An 18,284-nucleotide genomic window follows, 5' to 3' on the forward strand; every position below is an offset into this window, starting at 1 on the left:
CGCCCCGGCGGGGACGCCCGTATGGCGTCCGCCGACGGGGCGCCGAGCGGGGCGCGCGATCCGGGTACGCTGCCGACTGCTGTCGAGGTCACCCGTATCAGGAGGCAGAGCCGACGTGAGTGCAATCCCCTCGGGGACCAGCCCCCGAACCCTGGCCGTACCCCGTCGCGCGGGACGGGTGCTCGCCGTGGGGGCGGCGTGCGCGGGCCTCGCCGCGGCGCTGGCCGGCTGCTCCGAGGGGGATCCGGACGCCGGTACCAACGGCGTCGGCAAGCTGCCCGCCGCGAAGATCGAGTCCAAGGCGCGGGCCGCCGCCGCGCAGGCCCGTACCGTCCGGCTCTCCGGCAGCGTCGTCAGCCAGGGCGGTACGTACAAGCTCGACATGCGTCTTGCCGCGAACGGCGCCAAGGGCCGGCTCACCACCAAGCAGTCGGCTTTCGGCCTCCTGCGGGTCGACGACGCGCTCTACCTCAAGGCGGACGCCGCCTTCTGGGCCGGCGAGAAGGACGGCTCGGGCTCGGGCCACGACGCGTCCGCCGCCGAGAAGCTCGGCGGCAAATACGTCAAGGTGCCCGCCGCCGACCCCGTCTACAAGCGCTTCAGCGGCTTCACCGACAAGGACGTCCTGCTCGGCAGCGTGCTCGGTCTGCACGGCAAGCTCGCCACCGGTGGCCGCAACACCGTCGACGGCGTCCGCACCGTCCGCCTCACCGCGGGCGCGGGTTCGGGCGGCACCCTCGACGTCTCCCTGGAGGGCACGCCGTATCCGCTGCGGCTCCAGCGGGCCGGCGACGCGGGCACCGTCACGCTCGCCGACTGGGACAAGGCCGTGGACCTCAAGGCCCCGGACAAGAGCCAGGTCGTCGACTACGGAAAGCAGGTGTCGGGCAAGGGCTGAGGCCCGCCCGGCTCAGCCCTTGCGCCCGCGGCGCAGCAGCTTCGGCAGTCCGGCGGGGACCGGCCTGCGGGTGATCGCGGGGCTCGGCAGTGGCGGCGCGGCGTGCGCGCCGTCCGGCATGGCGCCGGGCCGCTGCGCCGTCTCCCCGGTGGGCTCCAGGCGCAGCACCCGGCACTCGCGGGCCCAGCGCTCCGTGATCGTCTCCGCGTCCGGCGCGTTGAGCCGCTTGCCCTTCAGCTCGTCGACGGCGGTCTGCCACGCCTCGCTCCGCGGCTCGGGCTCGACGACCCGGGCCGTCCAGGCGGCCAGCCGGCCGCCCTTGTCCTTGCTGCGTACGGTGACCGTCGCGGTGCCGCCGTCAGTGAGCCCGAGGTCGGCCAGCGGCTGTTCGTCGGGTCCGTCGCCGACGAGGCAGGCCGCGCCGTCCACCCACAGGTGCCACAGCGCCCGCGCGGGACCGGCCGTGCCCCGCACCCAGATCAGGCCGGACTTCTTGGTGGCCTCTTCGATGAGCGCCCGATCCTGCAGGGCCTGCGGCACGTCCTGAGTCATGCCGCTCAGCCTAATGGGCGGCGCGGGACGGCCTCCGGGACGGCCCCTACAGCCAGCCGTTGCGCTTGAAGCCCCGGTGGATGCCGAAGCAGATGGTGACCGTCAGCAGCAGCACCGCCGGGTAGCCGTACTTCCAGTTGAGTTCGGGCATGTACTTGAAGTTCATGCCGTAGATCCCGGCGATCATCGTCGGCACGGCGAAGATCGCGGCCCACGACGTGATCTTGCGCATGTCCTCGTTCTGCGCGACGGTCGCCTGCGCGAGGTTGGCCTGGAGGATGGAGTTCAGCAGGTCGTCGAAGGAGAGCACCTGTTCGTTGACGCGCGCCAGGTGGTCGGCGACGTCGCGGAAGTACTTCTGGATGTCCGAGTCGACCAGCCGCATCGGGCGCTCGCTCAGCAGCTGCATCGGCCGCAGCAGCGGGGACACCGCGCGCTTGAACTCCAGGACCTCGCGCTTGAGTTGGTAGATCCGGCCGGCGTCGCCGCCCTTGGCCGACGCCTTGCCGTTGGTGCCCGAGCTGAAGACGTCGATCTCCACCTCGTCGATGTCGTCCTGGACCGCGCCGGCCACCGCGATGTAGCCGTCCACGACCTGGTCGGCGATGGCGTGCAGCACCGCGGACGGGCCCTTGGCCAGCAGCTCCGGGTCGTCCTGGAGGCGGTGCCGCAGCGCGCGCAGCGAGCCCTGGCCGCCGTGCCTGACGGTCACGATGAAGTCCCGGCCGGTGAAGCACATCACCTCGCCGGTCTCCACGACCTCGCTGGTCGCGGTCAGTTCGGCGTGCTCGACGTAGTGCACCGTCTTGAAGACGGTGAACAGCGTGTCGTCGTAGCGCTCCAGCTTGGGCCGCTGGTGGGCGTGGACCGCGTCCTCGACGGCGAGCGGGTGCAGCCCGAACTCCGCGGCGATACCGGCGAATTCGGACTCGGACGGCTCGTGCAGGCCGATCCAGGCGAAGCCGCCCTCCTCCCGCACGCTCGCCATCGCCTCGGCGGGGGTGAGGTGCGCGCGCACCCGGCGGCCCTCGCGGTAGACGCCGCAGTCGACGATGGCGCTGTTGACGCAGGCGGGAGCGGACTTCTCGTAGCTGTACGGATCGCCGTCGCGGCGGCGGGAGGGGCGGACGGCGGCGCGCAGGTCGCGGATCATCGACATGGCTGGCTCCTTCACGGGCCGGCCGTCAGCAGCGGGCGCGGGGCGCAACGCTGCCCGGAACGTGGGCGTACGAGGCGTCGTTGGCCGTACGTCCGCAAAGCGGGCGGCGCTCCGTGCGGTGGTGCTGACGGCAGTTCGCGGATAACGCAGAAGACACGGAACAAAGAGGCGAAGGCGCTCTTCCGTCATCTCCATCCGGCGCAAAGGCACTTCACGGGTTTCGCCGCAATGCGGCGGGGTACGGAAGCCTTCGGCTCAGAAGATTCGCTGCGCGAGAGGGATGACAGGAGAACTATCGGTACTGCACGGTCGACTCGGATCCACCGCAGCCCCACCTCCTCCGGCCGGTCCCCGTTGGGGGACGACGTCATTCCCTGACCAGACGGCAAGGCTATCAGCCGCCTGTGGTCCTGCAGTGCCGCTTTGCCTGTTCGATACGAAGGGCCGTGCGGTCCCACGGCACCCTTTTGCCCGTTCGATACGGAACGTGCCGGACGCCGCACAGCCGCCCGCCGACAGGTGGCGGCCGGGCACGGGGCCGGCTTTATGCTCGCGGCATGTCTGACGTTCTTGAGCTGGTCGAAGCCCGGTTGCGCACGAGCCTGGGCGAGCCGGACGCACGCGCCGCCGTCACCTTCCTCGGGACCGACCGTATCGAGGTCCTCCGCTTCATCGACGGCGGGGTGGTGCGCTACGCCACGCTCGGGATGTCAGGTCAGCCGATGACCGATCCGGCCGCGGTGATCGCCGACCCGCTCACCGGGCCCCGGGCCGAACTGGTCCTCTCCGTGCGCGCCGGGCTCGCCGACACCGACAAGATGCTCAGGCCGCTCGCCGTGCTCGCCGCGTCCCCGCAGGTCGAGGGGCTTGTTGTGGCGCCGGGCGCCTCCCTGGACGTCGGCGAGCCGCTGTGGCCCGGCGCCGCCTTCACCTCCGTGCTGGTCGCGGCGTCCGGCGGCCTCGTCGAAGACCTGGATCTGGACGCCCCCATGGAGCCGGTCCGTTTCCTGCCGCTGCTGCCGATGACACCCAACGAGGCGGCCTGGAAGCGGGTGCACGGCGCCGAGGCGTTGCAGGACCGCTGGCTCCAGCACGGCACGGACCTGCGCGACCCGCTGCGCAAGGGCGTGCCGCTCGACGCCTGACCGCCGCGTCCGCGCCCGCCCTCCACGGGAGAGGGCGGGCGCGGCGCCGTGCGGAGCGCGCGGCGGTCAGCCGGCGAAGACCGTGACACCGTCCTCCGTGGCGTGCTGCGGCTCCAACTCCCCGGCCCGGACGGTCAGCGCCCGGCGGCGGACGGCGACGATCACGGCGCCGATCGCCGCGGCCACCGCCGCGACCACGAACGGCATGTGGAGGTCCGTCCACTCCTCGATCTTCGGCGCGAGGAACGGCGCGGCTGCCGCGGCGAACCACCGTACGAAGTTGTAGCCCGCGCTGGCCACCGGCCGCGGTGCGTCGGACACGCCCAGCGCCAGTTCGGTGAAGACGGTGTTGTTCAGGCCGATGAAGGCGCCGGACAGGACGGTGCAGACGATCGCGGTGGTGTGGTCGCCGTAGCCCAGGACGAGCAGGTCGGCGGCGAGCAGCAGCAGTGAGCCGCCGAGCACCTTCAGCGAGCCGAAGCGGCGCTGGAGCCGGGGCGCCACGATCACCGAGAAGACCGCCAGCAGCACACCCCAGGCGAAGAAGACGCCGCCCGACTTGTAGGGCGACATGTTCAGCACGAACGGGGTGAAGGCCAGCACCGTGAAGAACGCGTAGTTGTAGAAGAACGCGGAGACGGCGGCGGAGGCCAGACCGCCGTGCCCGAGCGCCTTGAGCGGGTCGAGCAGTGAGGTCCTGCGGGCCGGCTTCGGCTGTTCCTTGAGGAAGACGGTGATGGCGATGAAGCCGATGGCCATCAGGGCGGCGGTGCCGAAGAAGGGGTAGCGCCACTTCAGGTCGCCGAGTATCGCGCCGAGCAGCGGCCCGCAGGCCATGCCGAGGCCGAGCGCGGACTCGTAGAGCAGGATCGCCGCCGCACTGCCTCCGGCTGCCGCTCCGACGATCACCGCGAGCGCGGTGGAGACGAAGAGCGCGTTGCCCAGGCCCCAGCCGGCGCGGAAGCCGACGAGTTCGCCGACCGACGAGGACGTGCCGGAGAGCGCGGCGAAGACCACCACGAGCGCGAGGCCGGCCAGCAGCGTCTTGCGCCCGCCGATCCGGCTGGAGACGAAGCCGGTGACCAGCATCGCGACGGCGGTGATCAGGAAGTAGGAGGTGAAGAGGAGGGAGACCTGGCTGTTGGAGGCGTTCAGGCCCTTGGCGATCGAGGGGAGGATCGGGTCGACGAGTCCGATGCCCATGAAGGCCACGACCGAGGCGCCCGCCGTGGCCCATACCGCCTTCGGCTGGCGCAGCAGGCCGCCCGCGCCCTCGTCGAACGGGTCGTCGTCGACACTTCTGCCGTGTCCGCTGTTCTGCATGCCGCAGCCCCTTCCGTTGCCGGTTCCGCGATCCGCGAGATCGTTGATGTATACACACATTAAGTTAGCCGACCTAAAGAATGCAAGTTACAACTAGTTGTGCCTGACCTGCCGGGGTGACCTACCGCCCCACGGGGGCCCGGCAGTTGTGCGCGTTCCGCGGCCCCACCGGTCGGGTGATCGTCCTTGACGCGGCGGCGTGTACGGAGGACCGTTGGTCCTTATGAGGGGCGAACCCAGTTGCCCGAAGTGCGGTGGCCGGGTCCGGGCGCCCGGTCTCTTCTCCGACTCCTGGCAGTGCGCCGTGCACGGCACCGTGCAGCCACTCCAGCCGGTCGTCCCGCCGAGCGTCGAGGCGCTCGGCGTCGTCGTGCACCGCGCGCAGGTGCCCGTGTGGATGCCCTGGCCCCTCCCGGTGGGCTGGCTCTTCACCGGCGTGGCCTGCGCGGGCGACGAGCGCAGCGGCGGCCGGGCCACCGCGGTGGCCTGTTCCGGGCCGGGGCCGCTGGGCGGGCCCGGTGAACTCCTGCTGGTCGCCGAGGAGCCGGGGGTCGGGCTCGGCGCCCACTACGCGGGTATCGAGGGGCCCGACCCCGGCCCCGGCATGCGGGTGGACCGCGCGCCGCACACCAAGGTCCTGGCCGCCGGCCGGCCGACGCCCCTGTGGCACGTCGGGGGCGCACCCGACGACCGCGCGGTCTTCGCGGGCGAGGCGCGCGGGCTGTGGCTGTGGGCGATCGTCTGGCCCGAGCCGACCGGCCTGATCATGTACGACCACCTGGTGCTCACCGATCTGCGAGAGGCGGGCGCCGAGGTGGACCTGCTGCCGTGCGGCGCGCTGTCGCCGCGGATCCTGTCCTGACGCGGGGTGCCAGGCCGCCCGCGCGGACGGTCCGGCGGGCGGGCCTCCGGCGGCCGGTATCCTTCTGATGACCCCCTTGACGGTGCGCCACGGCCGCCGCGGGGGCGCCGTCCGGTCCACCCGTCACCGCCACCGCAGTTGGGAGTCAGCGTCGTGCGCATCGATCTGCACACCCACTCCACCGCGTCCGACGGCACGGACACCCCCGCCGAGCTGGTGCGCAACGCCGCAGCCTGCGGCCTCGACGTCGTCGCGCTGACCGACCACGACACCGTCGGCGGCCACGCCGAGGCGCGTGCGGCGCTGCCCGACGGGCTGACGCTGGTCACCGGAGCCGAACTCTCCTGCCGTATCGACGGCGTGAGCCTGCATCTGCTCGCCTACCTCTTCGACCCCGATGAGCCCGAGCTGGCCCGTGAGCGGGAGCTGGTCCGCGACGACCGGGTGCCGCGCGCGCAGGGCATGGTCGCCAAGCTCCAGGAGCTGGGGGTGCCGGTCACCTGGGAACGGGTCGCCGCGATCGCCGGGGACGGCGCCGTCGGACGGCCGCACATCGCCAGCGCCCTGGTCGAGCTGGGTGTCGTCCCGACGGTGTCCGACGCCTTCACCCCGCAGTGGCTGGCCAACGACGGCCGGGCCTACGTCGACAAGCACGAACTCGACCCGTTCGACGCGCTGCGGCTGGTCAAGGCCGCCGGCGGGGTCACCGTCTTCGCGCACCCGCAGGCCGTCAAGCGCGGTGCCTGCGTGCCGGAGAGCGCCATAGCCGAACTGGCCGCCGCCGGCCTCGACGGCATCGAGGTCGACCACATGGACCACGACGGTCCCACCCGCGCCAGGCTGCGCGGCCTCGCCGCCGACCTCGGGCTGCTGGCCACCGGATCCAGCGACTACCACGGCAGCCGCAAGACCTGCCGGCTCGGTGAGTACACCACCGACCCCGAGATCTACGGCGAGATCGTGCGCCGGGCCACCGGCGCCTTCCCCGTACCCGGCGCGGGCGGCTGAGTCCGCCCGCCCACCCCGGCGGCCCCGTCCGGCGTACCGCACACCGCGGTGCGTCCGCGCCCTGGCGCTGCCGTGACGGGACCGCCCTGCCCTCCGCTCCGCTCCTCCTGCAAGGCCACTCATCACCGTGTTCGACGTCGCTGTCTTCAGTACCCTCTTTGTCACGCTTTTTGTGATCATGGATCCCCCGGGGATCACCCCGATCTTCCTTGCGCTGACCTCAGGGCGCCCCGCCAAGGTCCAGCGCCGGATGGCCTGGCAGGCGGCCACCGTCGCCTTCTGTGTCATCGCCGTCTTCGGGATCTTCGGCCGCCAGATCCTGGGGCGCCTGCACATCTCCACCCCCGCACTGATGATCGCGGGCGGGTTGCTGCTGCTGCTCGTCGCGCTGGATCTGCTCACCGGGAAGTCGGAGGAGCCGACCCAGACCAAGGACGTCAACGTCGCGCTGGTGCCGCTCGGGATGCCCTTGCTGGCCGGTCCCGGCGCGATCGTGTCGGTGATCCTCGCGGTGCAGCACGCGCACGGATTCACCGCGCAGTTCTCCGTCTGGACGGCGATCGTCGCGATCCATGTCGTGCTCTACCTGGTGATGCGGTTCTCGCTGGTGATCATCCGCGTCATCAAGGACGGGGGAGTGGTGCTGGTGACGCGGCTGGCGGGCATGATGCTCTCCGCGCTGGCCGTGCAGCAGATCATCAACGGCGTCACCCAGGTCGTGCAGGGCTCCTGACCAGGGCATATGAGCGCCCCCGTACGGCATGTCCGTACGGGGGCGTTCCGTGCGTGCCGCGGTGTGACTCAGGCGGCGGTCATGGCGTTACCGGGCGGCGGTGTCGGCCGGGCGGATGTAGATGCGCTGGCCGATTGCGGCGGCCTGCTGCACGATCCGGTTGACGGAGGCGGCGTCCACGACGGTGCTGTCCACGGCGTTGCCGTCGACGTCGTCCAGGCGCATGATCTCGAAGCGCATACGGCTTCTCCCTTCGTCTGATCCTCCTGCGGAGAACTGATGGATGGCGAACGCCAGGCGACGGTGGCCGGCGTTCCTCTGGAAGAACGTCATGGCAGGGTGCAAACATTCCCTACGCTAAAGAAAACTTTCGACGGTCTAAATATTGCCTGGTGGGAGCGCGGTTGTCCCCGCCGAGTGGCCGCCGGAAGAATGGGCCGGGTATGAACGACCTCCAGCCCCCGGGCCCCTCAGACCTCGCCGTCCTCGCCGCCGGTATCGCGCGCACCAACGAACTGCTGACCCGGGTGCTCGCCGAGGTCGCCACGACCCCGTCCACCCACGCCGCGTTCGTCGACGCCGGCTACGTCTACGCCGCCGCCGGGCGGCTGGTCACCGGGACCGAGGACCGCAGGACGTTCGGACTCGACGCCGAGGGCATCATCGAAGCCTTCATCGACAAGGCCCGGACGATCTTCCCGGACAGCAGGCTGCTCCGCGTCTACTGGTACGACGGCGCCCGCCGCCGCATCCACACCGCCGAACAGCAGCGCATCGCGGAACTGCCGGACGTCAAGGTCAGGCTCGGCAACCTCAACGCCAACAACCAGCAGAAGGGCGTCGACTCCCTCATCCGCACCGACCTGGAGTCACTCGCCAGGCACCGCGCCATCAGCGACGCCGTCCTCATCGGCGGCGACGAGGACCTGGTGTCCGCCGTCGAAGCCGCACAGGGCTACGGCGCCCGCGTCCACCTGTGGGGCATCGAGGCCCCCGGTGGCCGCAACCAGGCCGAACCCCTGCTGTGGGAGGTCGACAGCCAGCGCACCTTCGACCGCGAATTCTGCAAGCCGTACGTCACCCGACGGGCCGGCGTGGAACCGTCCGAAGCGCCGGGCGAAGGCGGTCCCGTGCCCACCCGCGATCAGGTGCGCCTCATCGGCGCGCAGGTCGCCGCCCAGTGGCTCGCCGAACGCGGCCACGCCTGGGGCGCCGGGATCCTTCCGCACCACCCCTACCTGCCCGCCGCCGTCGACCAGGAACTCCTGACCGCGGCCGAGGCCCTGCTGCACCACTCCCTGCGCGGCCACTCAGGACTGCGCCGCTCCCTGCGGGACGGCTTCTGGGAGTCCGTACAGCCGCAGTGCTGAGCGCGCAGGTCACCCCTCGGGCAGCGTGCGCCAGAAATCGGCCAGCGCGGCGGCGGTCCGCTCCGGGCGCTGCGCGTTGGGAGAGTGCTCCGCGCCGTCGATGACCGTACGGCGCGCGGACAGCCTGACGGCCATCTTGTCGATCAGCGGCACCGGCCAGGCGTAGTCGACCGCGCCGGACACGATGTGCTTGGGCAGCGGAACACCGGCCAGCTCGTCGACCCGGTCCGGCTCCTCGATCATCTGCCGCCCGGTGGCGATCAGCTGCTCGGGGACGGTGTTCAGCCATCGACGGCGCAGGAACGCGCCGATCTCCGCGGGGGTCTGCGCCTCCGGCGCCTCCGGCGGGTCCAGCAGCTGCATCGCCTGCCAGACCTCCTCCATCGCCATGCTGCCGAGCGCGTCGATGAGCATCTGCACCCGGACCTGCTGCGCCGCGTCGATGGCGGCGGGCCCCGAGCTGAGCACCGTCAGCGACCCGAAGAGCGACGGATCCTCCAGCACGGCGGCCCGGCTCACCAGACCGCCGAACGAATGCCCCAGCAGATGCACCCCGCGCGACGCGTCCAGGGCCCGCGCCTGCGCCAGTACGTCCTGCGCCAACTCGGCCTGCGCGTAAGCCGGTTCGGCGCGCGGCCCGCCGGTCTCGTGCTGCCCGCGCCCGTCGACGGCGACCACCCGGAACCCGGCGGCGGCGAGCGGAGCGAGCAGCCCGATGAAGTCCTCCTTGCTGCCGGTGAACCCGGGCACCAGCAGCGCCACCCCCACGGGTGCACCGTCCGGCCCGGCCTCGTGCACGGCGAACTCCCCGCGCCGGGTGGAGAGTCGGTACGCCTCGGCGCACCGGGGCAACGTCAACGTGGGGGGCCTGCTCATGCCCCGAGGCTATCCGCCCGGCAGCCGGACACCCGCCACCCGCCCCCGGCAGGCACTCCACCGGCGGGCGGCCGGCCGGGGCGGCGCCCGTCCCCGGCATGCCGATGGCCCGGCCCCCGCCACTCGGGCAGGGACCGGGCCACCGGCAACGGATCAGCTCTCCGGCGCGGCCTCGGCGGGCGCGGCCTTCTTCGCCGCGGTCTTGCGGACCCGCTTCGGCTTGGCGGCCGGTGCCTCGTCGGCGGCGGCTTCGGCGCCCGCCGCGACGGCCTTGGTGGCCGCCTTCCGCGTCCGCTTCGGCTTGACCTCGGCCGCATCGGCGGCCGGGGCGGTGTCCGCTGCGGCCTTCGCGGCGGCCGTCTTGCGGACCCGCTTCGGCTTGGCGGGAGCGGCGTCCGCGCCCTCGGCGGTGTCCAGGGCGTCCGCCGCCGCGGTCTTCTTGGGCGCCGCGGTCTTGCGGACCCGCTTCGGCTTCACGGCCGGGGCCTCGTCCGCCGGGGCATCCGCCACGGACGGCGCGACCGGCGCGGCCTCCGCCACGGTGGCCGGCTCCGCAGCGGCCTTGGCCGTGCTCCGGGTACGCCGACGCGGCTTGGTCACGGTCTCCGCGGTGTCGACCGCGGCCACCGCATCCGCCGCGGGCGCCGCGTCCGTCACGGCATCCGCCACGACCGCGCTGTCGGCAGCCGCCTTGGTGCCCCGGGTACGCCGACGGCGCGGCTTGGCCTCGGCGGCCGGAGCGTCATCGGCCGGAGCGTCCAGGGCACGGTCCGCTTCCGCCGTCCCGGCCGCGGTGTCCCGCGCCTCGTCGGACCTGGCGGCCGGGCGGGCCGCCGCGTTCCCCTGGCCGGACCTGGTGCGACGCCGGCGCCGCGGCTGGCGCGGCCCGTCGGTGCCTTCGGCGGGCGCCGAGCCCTCCGCCGCGTCCAGCGCGTCATCGGCCCGCGCCGCGGGAACGGCCGTGCCGTCCACCGACGCGCCGCCACGGGTCCGCCGCCGCTGCCGCGGGGTCCTGGTCCGCTGCGGGCGCTCCTCGACGACCGCCGCCGCGGGCCCCCGGGCACCGCGCCCGCGGCCCCCGGTCTCGCCCAGGTCCTCGACCTCTTCGGCGGCGAGCCCGGCGCGGGTGCGCTCGGCGCGCGGCAGGACACCCTTGGTGCCCGCCGGAATGTGCAACTGCTCGTAGAGGTGCGGGGAGGTGGAGTACGTCTCCTCCGGCTCGTCGAACGGCAGGTCGAGCGCCTTGTTGATCAGCTTCCAGCGCGGGATGTCGTCCCAGTCGACGAGGGTGACCGCGGTGCCCTTGGCGCCCGCGCGGCCGGTGCGGCCGATGCGGTGCAGGTAGGTCTTCTCGTCCTCGGGGGACTGGTAGTTGATGACGTGCGTCACGCCCTCGACGTCGATGCCGCGGGCGGCGACGTCGGTGCAGACCAGGACGTCGACCTTGCCGTTGCGGAAGGCGCGCAGCGCCTGCTCGCGGGCGCCCTGGCCGAGGTCGCCGTGCACCGCGCCGGACGCGAAGCCGCGCCGGGCGAGCTGGTCGGCGATGTCCGCCGCGGTCCGCTTCGTGCGGCAGAAGACCATGGCCAGGCCACGGCCGTCGGCCTGGAGGATGCGGGCGACCATCTCCGGCTTGTCCATGGAGTGCGCGCGGAAGACGTGCTGCTCGGTGTTGGCGACGGTCTGGCCCTCGTCGTCCGGCGCGGTGGCGCGGATGTGCGTGGGCTGCGACATGTAGCGGCGGGCCAGCGAGATGACCTGGCCCGGCATCGTCGCGGAGAACAGCATCGTCTGCCGCTTCGCCGGCAGCAGCTGGATGATCTTCTCGACGTCCGGCAGGAAGCCGAGGTCGAGCATTTCGTCGGCCTCGTCCAGGACCAGGCTCTTGACCTGCGAGAGGTCGAGCTTCTTCTGGCCCGCGAGGTCGAGCAGCCGGCCCGGGGTGCCGACGACGACGTCGACGCCCTTCTTCAGCGCCTCGACCTGCGGCTCGTAGGCACGGCCGCCGTAGATCGCCAGGACCCGGACGTTGCGCACCTTGCCGGCGGTGAGCAGGTCGTTGGTGACCTGCTGGCACAGCTCGCGGGTGGGGACGACGACGAGGGCCTGCGGCGCCTCGGTCAGCTGCTCGGGCCTGGACCGGCCGGCCTCGACGTCCGCCGGGACCGTGACGCGCTCCAGGAGCGGCAGGCCGAAGCCCAGGGTCTTGCCGGTGCCGGTCTTGGCCTGGCCGATGACGTCGCTGCCGGAGAGGGCGACGGGGAGCGTCAGCTCCTGAATGGGAAAGGGGGAAACGATGCCGACGGCTTCAAGGGCCTCGGCGGTCTCGGGGAAAATCCCGAGGTCTCGGAACGTAGACAGAATCTTGCCTCTTCTGTGAGACGCGGCGTGAGGCGGCGAAGGGGGTCGTACCGCACCGTCGTACGGGTTCGTACGGGACCGGCCTGACACAGCCGGATGGCGCGGGACCACTGCCAACGCTCAGGCACTCCTGCCGCGAGCGGTGTCCCTCCTGCTTGCGCGTACGTCTTCTCGCTACGCGCCACAGGGGAGGGCGGTCGGTTTGGAGCCGATCGGGCCACCGACCGGGCATCCGCATTCGTGGAACGACCCACCGATACTCGGCGGGCCCAATACCACTGTACCCCGGATGCGGCGTGGCATCCGAAGGCTTGTATGAGTGACAAACGGAACACGCCCCCTGGTTGCCCCGGCGAGCCGGGTCGCCGGAGCCGCCCGACGGCTGGTACCGGGCGGCTGCCCAGGGCTTTCCCGGGCCGCGCGGCGGGCTATTGTGCCGGTCATGGAGACGCCAGACAACGCCGCTGCCGACGCGCAGGAACCGACCGGTATCGCCGCCCAGAACTGGGCGCAGGCATCCGCCGAGCCGCATTACCGCGCCGCCGTGATCGACCTGCTGGGCGCGCTCGCGTACGGCGAGCTGTCCGCCTTCGAGCGGCTGGCCGAGGACGCCAAGCTCGCGCCGACGATGGACGACAAGGCCGAACTGGCCAAGATGGCATCGGCGGAATTCCACCACTTCGAGCGGTTGCGGCAGCGCCTCGCCGACATCGAGGCGGAGCCGAACGAGGCGATGGAGCCGTTCGCCGCCGCGCTGGACGAGTTCCACCGCCAGACCGCGCCGTCGGACTGGCTTGAGGGCCTGGTCAAGGCGTACGTCGGCGACTCGATCGCCAGTGACTTCTACCGGGAGGTCGCGGCCCGGCTGGACTCCGACACCCGGGATCTGGTGCTGGCCGTCCTCGACGACACCGGGCACGCGTCGTTCGCCGTCGAGAAGGTGCGGGCCGCGATCGAGGCGGAGCCGCGGGTCGGCGGGCGGCTCGCGCTGTGGGCGCGGCGGCTGATGGGGGAGGCGCTGTCGCAGGCGCAGCGGGTGGTCGCGGACCGTGACGCGCTCTCCACGATGCTGGTCGGCGGGGTGGCCGACGGCTTCGACCTGGCCGAGGTCGGCCGGATGTTCTCGCGGATCACCGAGGCGCACACCAAGCGGATGGCGGCCCTGGGGCTCGCCGCGTAGCGGTGACGGCACGGCACACGGCGCGGCCCCGGACCTTCAAGGTCCGGGGCCGCGCCGCTGCGTTTCAGACGGCGGCGGATCTGCCGAGCCCGCTGCGCGGCGGGCGCACCAGGACCGAGAGCAGCGCCGCGCCCACGGCGAGCGCGGCGGCCATCACCTGGACGGGGTGACCGGGGCCGAGGATCGACCGGGTCAGCAGTGCGCCGAGGAGTGCGGCACCGGGTCCGGTGGCCAGCGTCAGGGTGCGCGAGGGAAAGCGGTCCGGCAGACGGCGCGTGGCGACCAGGGCGATGGCGAATCCGGCGATCAAGGCGCCGAGCGCTTCCCAGATCATGCTGTTCCCTCCCGCGTGACAAGGCCGATCGGACGAACAAATCCGGTCGTAGGCGGTCGTACCCAGGGGCCACCCAGAGCAACCCTCATGGCCACGATCGGCTGCCTGATCGGAGCAGAGCCTGTGTCCTGGATCCCGGCCGGGCGGCGGGAGCGGGCCTGAACAGCAGCGAGCGGCGGCCGGGAGGAAATCCTCCCGGCCGCCGCCGGTGTCCTGCGGGCGCCTGTACGGCGCCCCGGTTCAGAGCGCCCCGAAACCGACCTTGCGGACCGACTGCTCGCCGATCTCCACGTAGGCCAGCCGGTCCGACGGGACCAGAACCTTACGGCCGTGCTCGTCCACCAGGCTCAGCAGCGGCGACTTGCCGCCCAGGGCGTCGGCTACGGCGCCCTCCACCTCTTCGGCAGACTGCGCGCTCTCCAGAACGATCTCGCGGGGCGCGTGCTGCACGCCGATCTTGACCTCCACGGCTGATGTCCCTCCGACGGTCAGTTGGGTGCGCGGCCATCCGCGCCGTACGCAGCCACATTAGCCCGGCACGGGGACGCGCAGGGCACCCCGGAGCACGCCGGGAGCGAACACGGTCAGTGTGTGTCGATGCCGTGCAGCGGGAATCCCGCGATGCCCTTCCAGGCGAGCGAGGTCAGCAGGCCGACCGCGGTGTCGCGCGGCACCTTGCTCTCGGACGACAGCCAGTAGCGGGCCACCACCTGCGAGACCCCGCCCAGGCCCACGGCCAGCAGCATCGACTCGTCGCGCGAGAGGCCGGTGTCCTCGGCGATCACCGCGCTGATCGCCTCGGCGCACTCCAGCGAGACCTTGTCCACCCGCTCGCGCACGGCCGGCTCGTTGGTCAGGTCCGACTCGAAGACCAGCCGGAACGCGCCGCCCGGGTCCTCGACGTACGCGAAGTAGGCGTCCATCGTCGCCGCGACGCGCTGCTTGTTGTCGGTCGTCGACGCCAGCGCCGTGCGCACCGAGTGCAGCAGCGATTCGCAGTGCTGGTCGAGGAGCGCGAGATAGAGGTCGAGCTTGCCGGGGAAGTGCTGGTAGAGGACCGGCTTGCTCACCCCGGCCCGTTCGGCGATGTCGTCCATCGCGGCGGCGTGGTAGCCCTGCGCGACGAACACTTCCTGTGCCGCGCCGAGAAGCTGGTTGCGCCGTGCTCGGCGTGGCAGGCGTGTGCCCCGCGGGCGTGCCGCCTCGGTCTGCTCGATGGCGCTCACGCTGCCTCCCAGAAGTCGTTCCGTACGCGGCACGCGCAAGATGGTGCACCGCGCCCGCCATCGTACTTTTGGGTAACCCGGCTGTGCGTGGTCGGAGCCGAGAAAATCTGGTCCGGACCCTTGTCAGAAGCTGACATAACCCCCCAGCTCATCGGTATTCGTCTTCGTTGAGGTCCACGATGCGGGACTGTTCGGCGCGGTCCGCCTCGTTCGCGGAGTCCGGGTCGGAGCCCGCCGGGGTGATGTCGCGGTGCTGTGTGACGTCCGCGTGCTGCTCGGCGGTGTCGGCCTCCGGTGATTCCATGCCGGACTCCGTGCCGTTCTGTGCGGTCTCCTCGTCCTCGAAGGTGTCCGGATCTGTCGGGTCGACGGGCATGATCGCTCCCTTTCCCGCCGGCCGGCACTGCCGGGCGGCGCCTGGTGCGCGTCAGGGGCCGGGAACGCCCTTGGTATGAGCGTAGGAGAGTGGCCCCCCGGGCGCGATGCGATGTGTGACGGCGGACACACGGGCACGTGCGTGATCATCTCGTAACATCGACGGCATGTCTTCGACCGAGTCGCCGGGCACCGGGACCGCCGCCCTCCCGGTGCCGCCAGTTGGCCCCGGCGGACCGGATGAGGCCGACGAGGCGGTGCGCACCGTGACCCTGCCGGGGCTGACGCTGACCGTCCGCGCGCCGGTCGCGACCCCGGGGGACGGCCCGCCGCAGACGGCCGGCGCGGGCGGCGGCGAGCGGGAGCCCGCCCTCTACCTCCACGGTCTCGGCGGCTCCTCGCAGAACTGGTCGGCGCTGATGCCGCTGCTCGCCGACCGGCTGGACGGCGAGGCGCTCGATCTGCCGGGCTTCGGCGAGGCCCCGCCGCCGGACGACGGCAACTACTCCGTCTTCGCGCAGGCGCGCGCCGTCATCCGCTACCTCGACGCCTCCGGGCGCGGCCCCGTCCACCTCGTCGGCAACTCCATGGGCGGCGCGGCGGCGACCCGGGTGGCGGCGGCCCGCCCCGACCTGGTCCGCACCCTGACGCTGATCTCGCCCGCGCTGCCCGAGCTGCGACCGCAGCTGACGGCCGTGCCCACCGCGCTGCTCGCGGTCCCCGGCGCGGCCGGTCTGTTCTGCCGCCTCACCCGGGAATGGACACCCGAGCGCCGCACCCGCGAAGTGCTGGCGCTCTGCTACGGCGACCCCGCGCGGATCACGCCCGACGGGTTCCGCGCCGCCGTCACCGAGTACGCCAGGCGGCTCGAACTCCCCTACTTCTGGGACGTGATGGAGCGTTCCGCGCGCGGCCTGGTGAACGCGTACACGCTCGGCGGGCAGCACAATCTGTGGCGTCAGGCCGAGCGGGTAATGGCGCCCACCCTTCTCGTCTACGGTGGGCGCGACCGTCTGGTCTCCTGCCGGATGGCGCGACGGGCGGCCAGGGCGTTCGGCGGCTCGCGGCTGCTGACACTTCCGGAGGCGGGCCACGTGGCGATGATGGAATACCCGAAGACGGTGGCCCGTGCCATCCGCGAGCTGCTCGACGAGACGACCGCCGACGCGGGCAGGAGCTGACACGACCGGTGGGACGCCACAGCCGCACAGGGGCACAGAACGGGGACGACACCACGGGGACGGCCGGGCCGCACGGCGCCGCGGCGGCGGGTCCGCAGGACCACGCGCCGGCGGCGGGTCCTGGCACCGGCCGCCGCAGGCGCGGGCCCGACGACGCCGAGCAGCCGCGCCCCGGAGGCGGCCGGCCGCAGAGCGCGGTGCGGGCACCCCGCGGGCCGTGGCGCGAGACGGTGCGCGGCGGCCATCCCGAACAGCGTGAGCCGGGCGGCGGCTGGGGGCTGCCCCCTTCGGTGCCAGGTGCCTCGGCGCCGGGGCCGCCCGCCGCCCGCCGGGGGTCCGTGCAGGGCGCCCCGAGGGTGCCGCGCCCGCGTGCCGCGGAACCGGACGGCAGGCCCGGCGCGCCCGCGGCGGGGACGGTCAACACCGGTGCGGTGAGCGGGAGTTCGGACGATGTCGGCGGGTGCCCTGTGCTCGGTACGCCGCCGGGCGCGGACGGGGCGACACCCGGACCGCGGCGCGAGTACCTGGAGGCGTTCCCCGCCGACGAGGGCACGGACGCCGCGGGCGGCGGCCGGGGAGCGGCGGCGGAGCCGGACGGCGCGGAGCCGGACGAGGCGGCGCCGGGCGGCCGGCTGCCGGCGGGCGGGATACCGGACGGCGGGCGGTTCACCGGGCGTTCGGTGGTCTTCGACCGGGAGGCGCCCGGCGCGCCCCGGCCGGGGGACGGGGCCGTGGACGGCGGAACGGCGCAGGACGGGGGGCCCGGGGGCGAAGGCGAGGAAGCGGAGCGGGTCGCGGTACCGGCCGGCGCGGGGGAGGCCGCGCGGACCGAGGAAGGCAGGAAGGGCGGTATGGGCCGTACGCTCACCGGTGTGGCGGCTGCGGCCGTGACGACGGTGCTCGCCGTGGTCGTCGCGGGCCAGGTCGCCGACCAGCGGGACGGCGGCGGTCCCCAGGCGAACAGCGGCCAGGATCCGGCCGACCCGTCGGGATCGCGGTCGCAGGCCCGCCCGCCGCAGGACGCCAAGCCCGCCTCGTACGAGCAGCGGATGGCCAAGCCCCTGCCGCTGGACGCGCAGCTGACCGCTTCGGGGCACTTCACGCCGGCCGGTGGCGCCGCGAAGGCCCCCGGGCGCGGCAAGGTGCTCCGCTACCGCGTGGACGTCGAGGACGGCATGCCGCTGGACGGCGCGCTGTTCGCCGACGCGGTGCACAAGACCCTCAACGACGACCGGAGTTGGGCGCACGGCGGGACGCGGACCTTCGAGCGGGTCGCGTCCGGCGACGCCGATTTCGTGATCTCGCTGGCGAGCCCGGGTACCACCGCGAAGTGGTGCGCGAAGTCCGGCCTCGACACGTCCGAGGAGAACGTCTCCTGCGACTCGGCGGCGACGGACCGCGTGATGATCAACGCCTACCGCTGGGCGCAGGGCGCGAAGACGTACGGCCCGGACAAGCTGTTCGCCTACCGGCAGATGCTGATCAACCACGAGGTCGGCCACCGGCTCGGGCACGATCACGAGGTCTGCGGCGCGCCGGGCGCACTGGCGCCGGTGATGATGCAGCAGACGAAGTTCCTGACGACGGACGGTGTGACCTGCCGGCCCAACGCCTGGCCGTATCCCACCGGGAAGTGAGCCGACGGGCGGGTGTGCCGGGTCCGTTGAGCGGCCGGGCGTCAGGCGGCGGGGCGCGCCGTGG

The 18,284-nt window shown here is 72.9% G+C and carries 19 protein-coding genes; 9 read left to right on the plus strand and 10 right to left on the minus strand.

Features of this window, described 5'->3' with window-relative positions; translation table 11 throughout:
* Positions 1-115 precede the first annotated feature (115 nt).
* Positions 116-898 carry a hypothetical protein gene (locus ACIBK8_RS00900; RefSeq protein WP_399039369.1) on the plus strand — a complete coding sequence of 261 codons (783 nt, stop codon included), beginning with the start codon at positions 116-118 and terminating at the stop codon, positions 896-898.
* A gap of 12 nt (positions 899-910) precedes the next feature.
* Here the strand turns inward: ACIBK8_RS00900 and ACIBK8_RS00905 are convergent, their stop codons facing one another.
* Both ACIBK8_RS00905 and ACIBK8_RS00910 read right to left on the minus strand, forming a co-directional pair.
* A complete protein-coding gene (locus ACIBK8_RS00905) occupies positions 911-1,450 on the minus strand; it encodes a hypothetical protein (RefSeq protein ID WP_399039370.1) in 540 nt (179 codons plus the stop codon).
* A gap of 46 nt (positions 1,451-1,496) precedes the next feature.
* Positions 1,497-2,609: a magnesium and cobalt transport protein CorA gene (locus ACIBK8_RS00910; protein ID WP_399039371.1), complete on the minus strand. Its 1,113-nt coding sequence runs from the start codon at positions 2,607-2,609 to the stop codon at positions 1,497-1,499.
* 557 nt (positions 2,610-3,166) lie between these two features.
* Here ACIBK8_RS00910 and ACIBK8_RS00915 point away from each other — a divergent pair.
* Complete coding sequence (locus ACIBK8_RS00915) at positions 3,167-3,754, plus strand: suppressor of fused domain protein (RefSeq protein WP_399039372.1); 588 nt, start codon at positions 3,167-3,169, stop codon at positions 3,752-3,754.
* A gap of 66 nt (positions 3,755-3,820) precedes the next feature.
* Here the strand turns inward: ACIBK8_RS00915 and ACIBK8_RS00920 are convergent, their stop codons facing one another.
* Complete coding sequence (locus ACIBK8_RS00920; RefSeq protein ID WP_399039373.1) at positions 3,821-5,077, minus strand: MFS transporter; 1,257 nt, start codon at positions 5,075-5,077, stop codon at positions 3,821-3,823.
* 223 nt (positions 5,078-5,300) lie between these two features.
* On the opposite strand from ACIBK8_RS00920, the gene ACIBK8_RS00925 reads away from it, so the two are divergent.
* The 3 genes from ACIBK8_RS00925 (at position 5,301) to ACIBK8_RS00935 (ending at position 7,680) form a co-directional block, all read left to right on the plus strand.
* Positions 5,301-5,939, plus strand: coding sequence for a DUF6758 family protein (locus ACIBK8_RS00925; protein WP_399039374.1), 639 nt, complete (start codon positions 5,301-5,303; stop codon positions 5,937-5,939).
* 153 nt (positions 5,940-6,092) lie between these two features.
* The gene (locus ACIBK8_RS00930; RefSeq protein WP_399039375.1) at positions 6,093-6,947 is read left to right on the plus strand and encodes a PHP domain-containing protein; all 855 of its coding nucleotides are present in this window, start codon (positions 6,093-6,095) and stop codon (positions 6,945-6,947) included.
* Between the two features lie 127 nt (positions 6,948-7,074).
* Entirely contained in the window at positions 7,075-7,680 is a 606-nt protein-coding gene (locus tag ACIBK8_RS00935; RefSeq protein ID WP_393682716.1) for a MarC family protein, read from the plus strand.
* Between the two features lie 87 nt (positions 7,681-7,767).
* On the opposite strand, the gene ACIBK8_RS00940 is transcribed toward ACIBK8_RS00935, so the two are convergent.
* Positions 7,768-7,920 carry a hypothetical protein gene (locus ACIBK8_RS00940; protein ID WP_169795174.1) on the minus strand — a complete coding sequence of 51 codons (153 nt, stop codon included), beginning with the start codon at positions 7,918-7,920 and terminating at the stop codon, positions 7,768-7,770.
* A gap of 203 nt (positions 7,921-8,123) precedes the next feature.
* Between ACIBK8_RS00940 and ACIBK8_RS00945 the strand changes: the two genes are divergently transcribed.
* Positions 8,124-9,050: an NYN domain-containing protein gene (locus ACIBK8_RS00945; protein ID WP_399039376.1), complete on the plus strand. Its 927-nt coding sequence runs from the start codon at positions 8,124-8,126 to the stop codon at positions 9,048-9,050.
* A 9-nt stretch (positions 9,051-9,059) separates the two neighbouring features.
* On the opposite strand, the gene ACIBK8_RS00950 is transcribed toward ACIBK8_RS00945, so the two are convergent.
* The gene (locus ACIBK8_RS00950) at positions 9,060-9,926 is read right to left on the minus strand and encodes an alpha/beta fold hydrolase (RefSeq protein WP_399039377.1); all 867 of its coding nucleotides are present in this window, start codon (positions 9,924-9,926) and stop codon (positions 9,060-9,062) included.
* A 153-nt stretch (positions 9,927-10,079) separates the two neighbouring features.
* Positions 10,080-12,377, minus strand: a complete 2,298-nt coding sequence (locus ACIBK8_RS00955; protein ID WP_399039379.1) for a DEAD/DEAH box helicase — start codon at positions 12,375-12,377, stop codon at positions 10,080-10,082.
* A 352-nt stretch (positions 12,378-12,729) separates the two neighbouring features.
* On the opposite strand from ACIBK8_RS00955, the gene ACIBK8_RS00960 reads away from it, so the two are divergent.
* Complete coding sequence (locus ACIBK8_RS00960) at positions 12,730-13,467, plus strand: ferritin-like fold-containing protein (protein ID WP_227050605.1); 738 nt, start codon at positions 12,730-12,732, stop codon at positions 13,465-13,467.
* A 64-nt stretch (positions 13,468-13,531) separates the two neighbouring features.
* Here ACIBK8_RS00960 and ACIBK8_RS00965 read toward each other — a convergent pair whose 3' ends face one another.
* The 4 genes from ACIBK8_RS00965 to ACIBK8_RS00980 form a co-directional block, all read right to left on the minus strand.
* Positions 13,532-13,801: a hypothetical protein gene (locus tag ACIBK8_RS00965; RefSeq protein WP_399039381.1), complete on the minus strand. Its 270-nt coding sequence runs from the start codon at positions 13,799-13,801 to the stop codon at positions 13,532-13,534.
* A 240-nt stretch (positions 13,802-14,041) separates the two neighbouring features.
* Positions 14,042-14,269, minus strand: a complete 228-nt coding sequence (locus tag ACIBK8_RS00970; RefSeq protein WP_227050846.1) for a DUF3107 domain-containing protein — start codon at positions 14,267-14,269, stop codon at positions 14,042-14,044.
* A gap of 116 nt (positions 14,270-14,385) precedes the next feature.
* Entirely contained in the window at positions 14,386-15,027 is a 642-nt protein-coding gene (locus tag ACIBK8_RS00975; RefSeq protein ID WP_393682709.1) for a TetR/AcrR family transcriptional regulator, read from the minus strand.
* A gap of 148 nt (positions 15,028-15,175) precedes the next feature.
* On the minus strand, positions 15,176-15,403 hold the full coding sequence (locus ACIBK8_RS00980) for a hypothetical protein (protein ID WP_399039382.1): 228 nt from the start codon (positions 15,401-15,403) through the stop codon (positions 15,176-15,178).
* Positions 15,404-15,569: 166 nt separating this feature from the next.
* Between ACIBK8_RS00980 and ACIBK8_RS00985 the strand changes: the two genes are divergently transcribed.
* Positions 15,570-16,583: an alpha/beta fold hydrolase gene (locus tag ACIBK8_RS00985; RefSeq protein ID WP_399039383.1), complete on the plus strand. Its 1,014-nt coding sequence runs from the start codon at positions 15,570-15,572 to the stop codon at positions 16,581-16,583.
* Between the two features lie 8 nt (positions 16,584-16,591).
* Entirely contained in the window at positions 16,592-18,220 is a 1,629-nt protein-coding gene (locus tag ACIBK8_RS00990) for a DUF3152 domain-containing protein (protein WP_399039384.1), read from the plus strand.
* Positions 18,221-18,284 lie beyond the last annotated feature (64 nt).

This window comes from Streptomyces sp. NPDC050161, from assembly GCF_044460025.1.
In the GTDB taxonomy this organism is placed as follows: domain Bacteria; phylum Actinomycetota; class Actinomycetes; order Streptomycetales; family Streptomycetaceae; genus Streptomyces.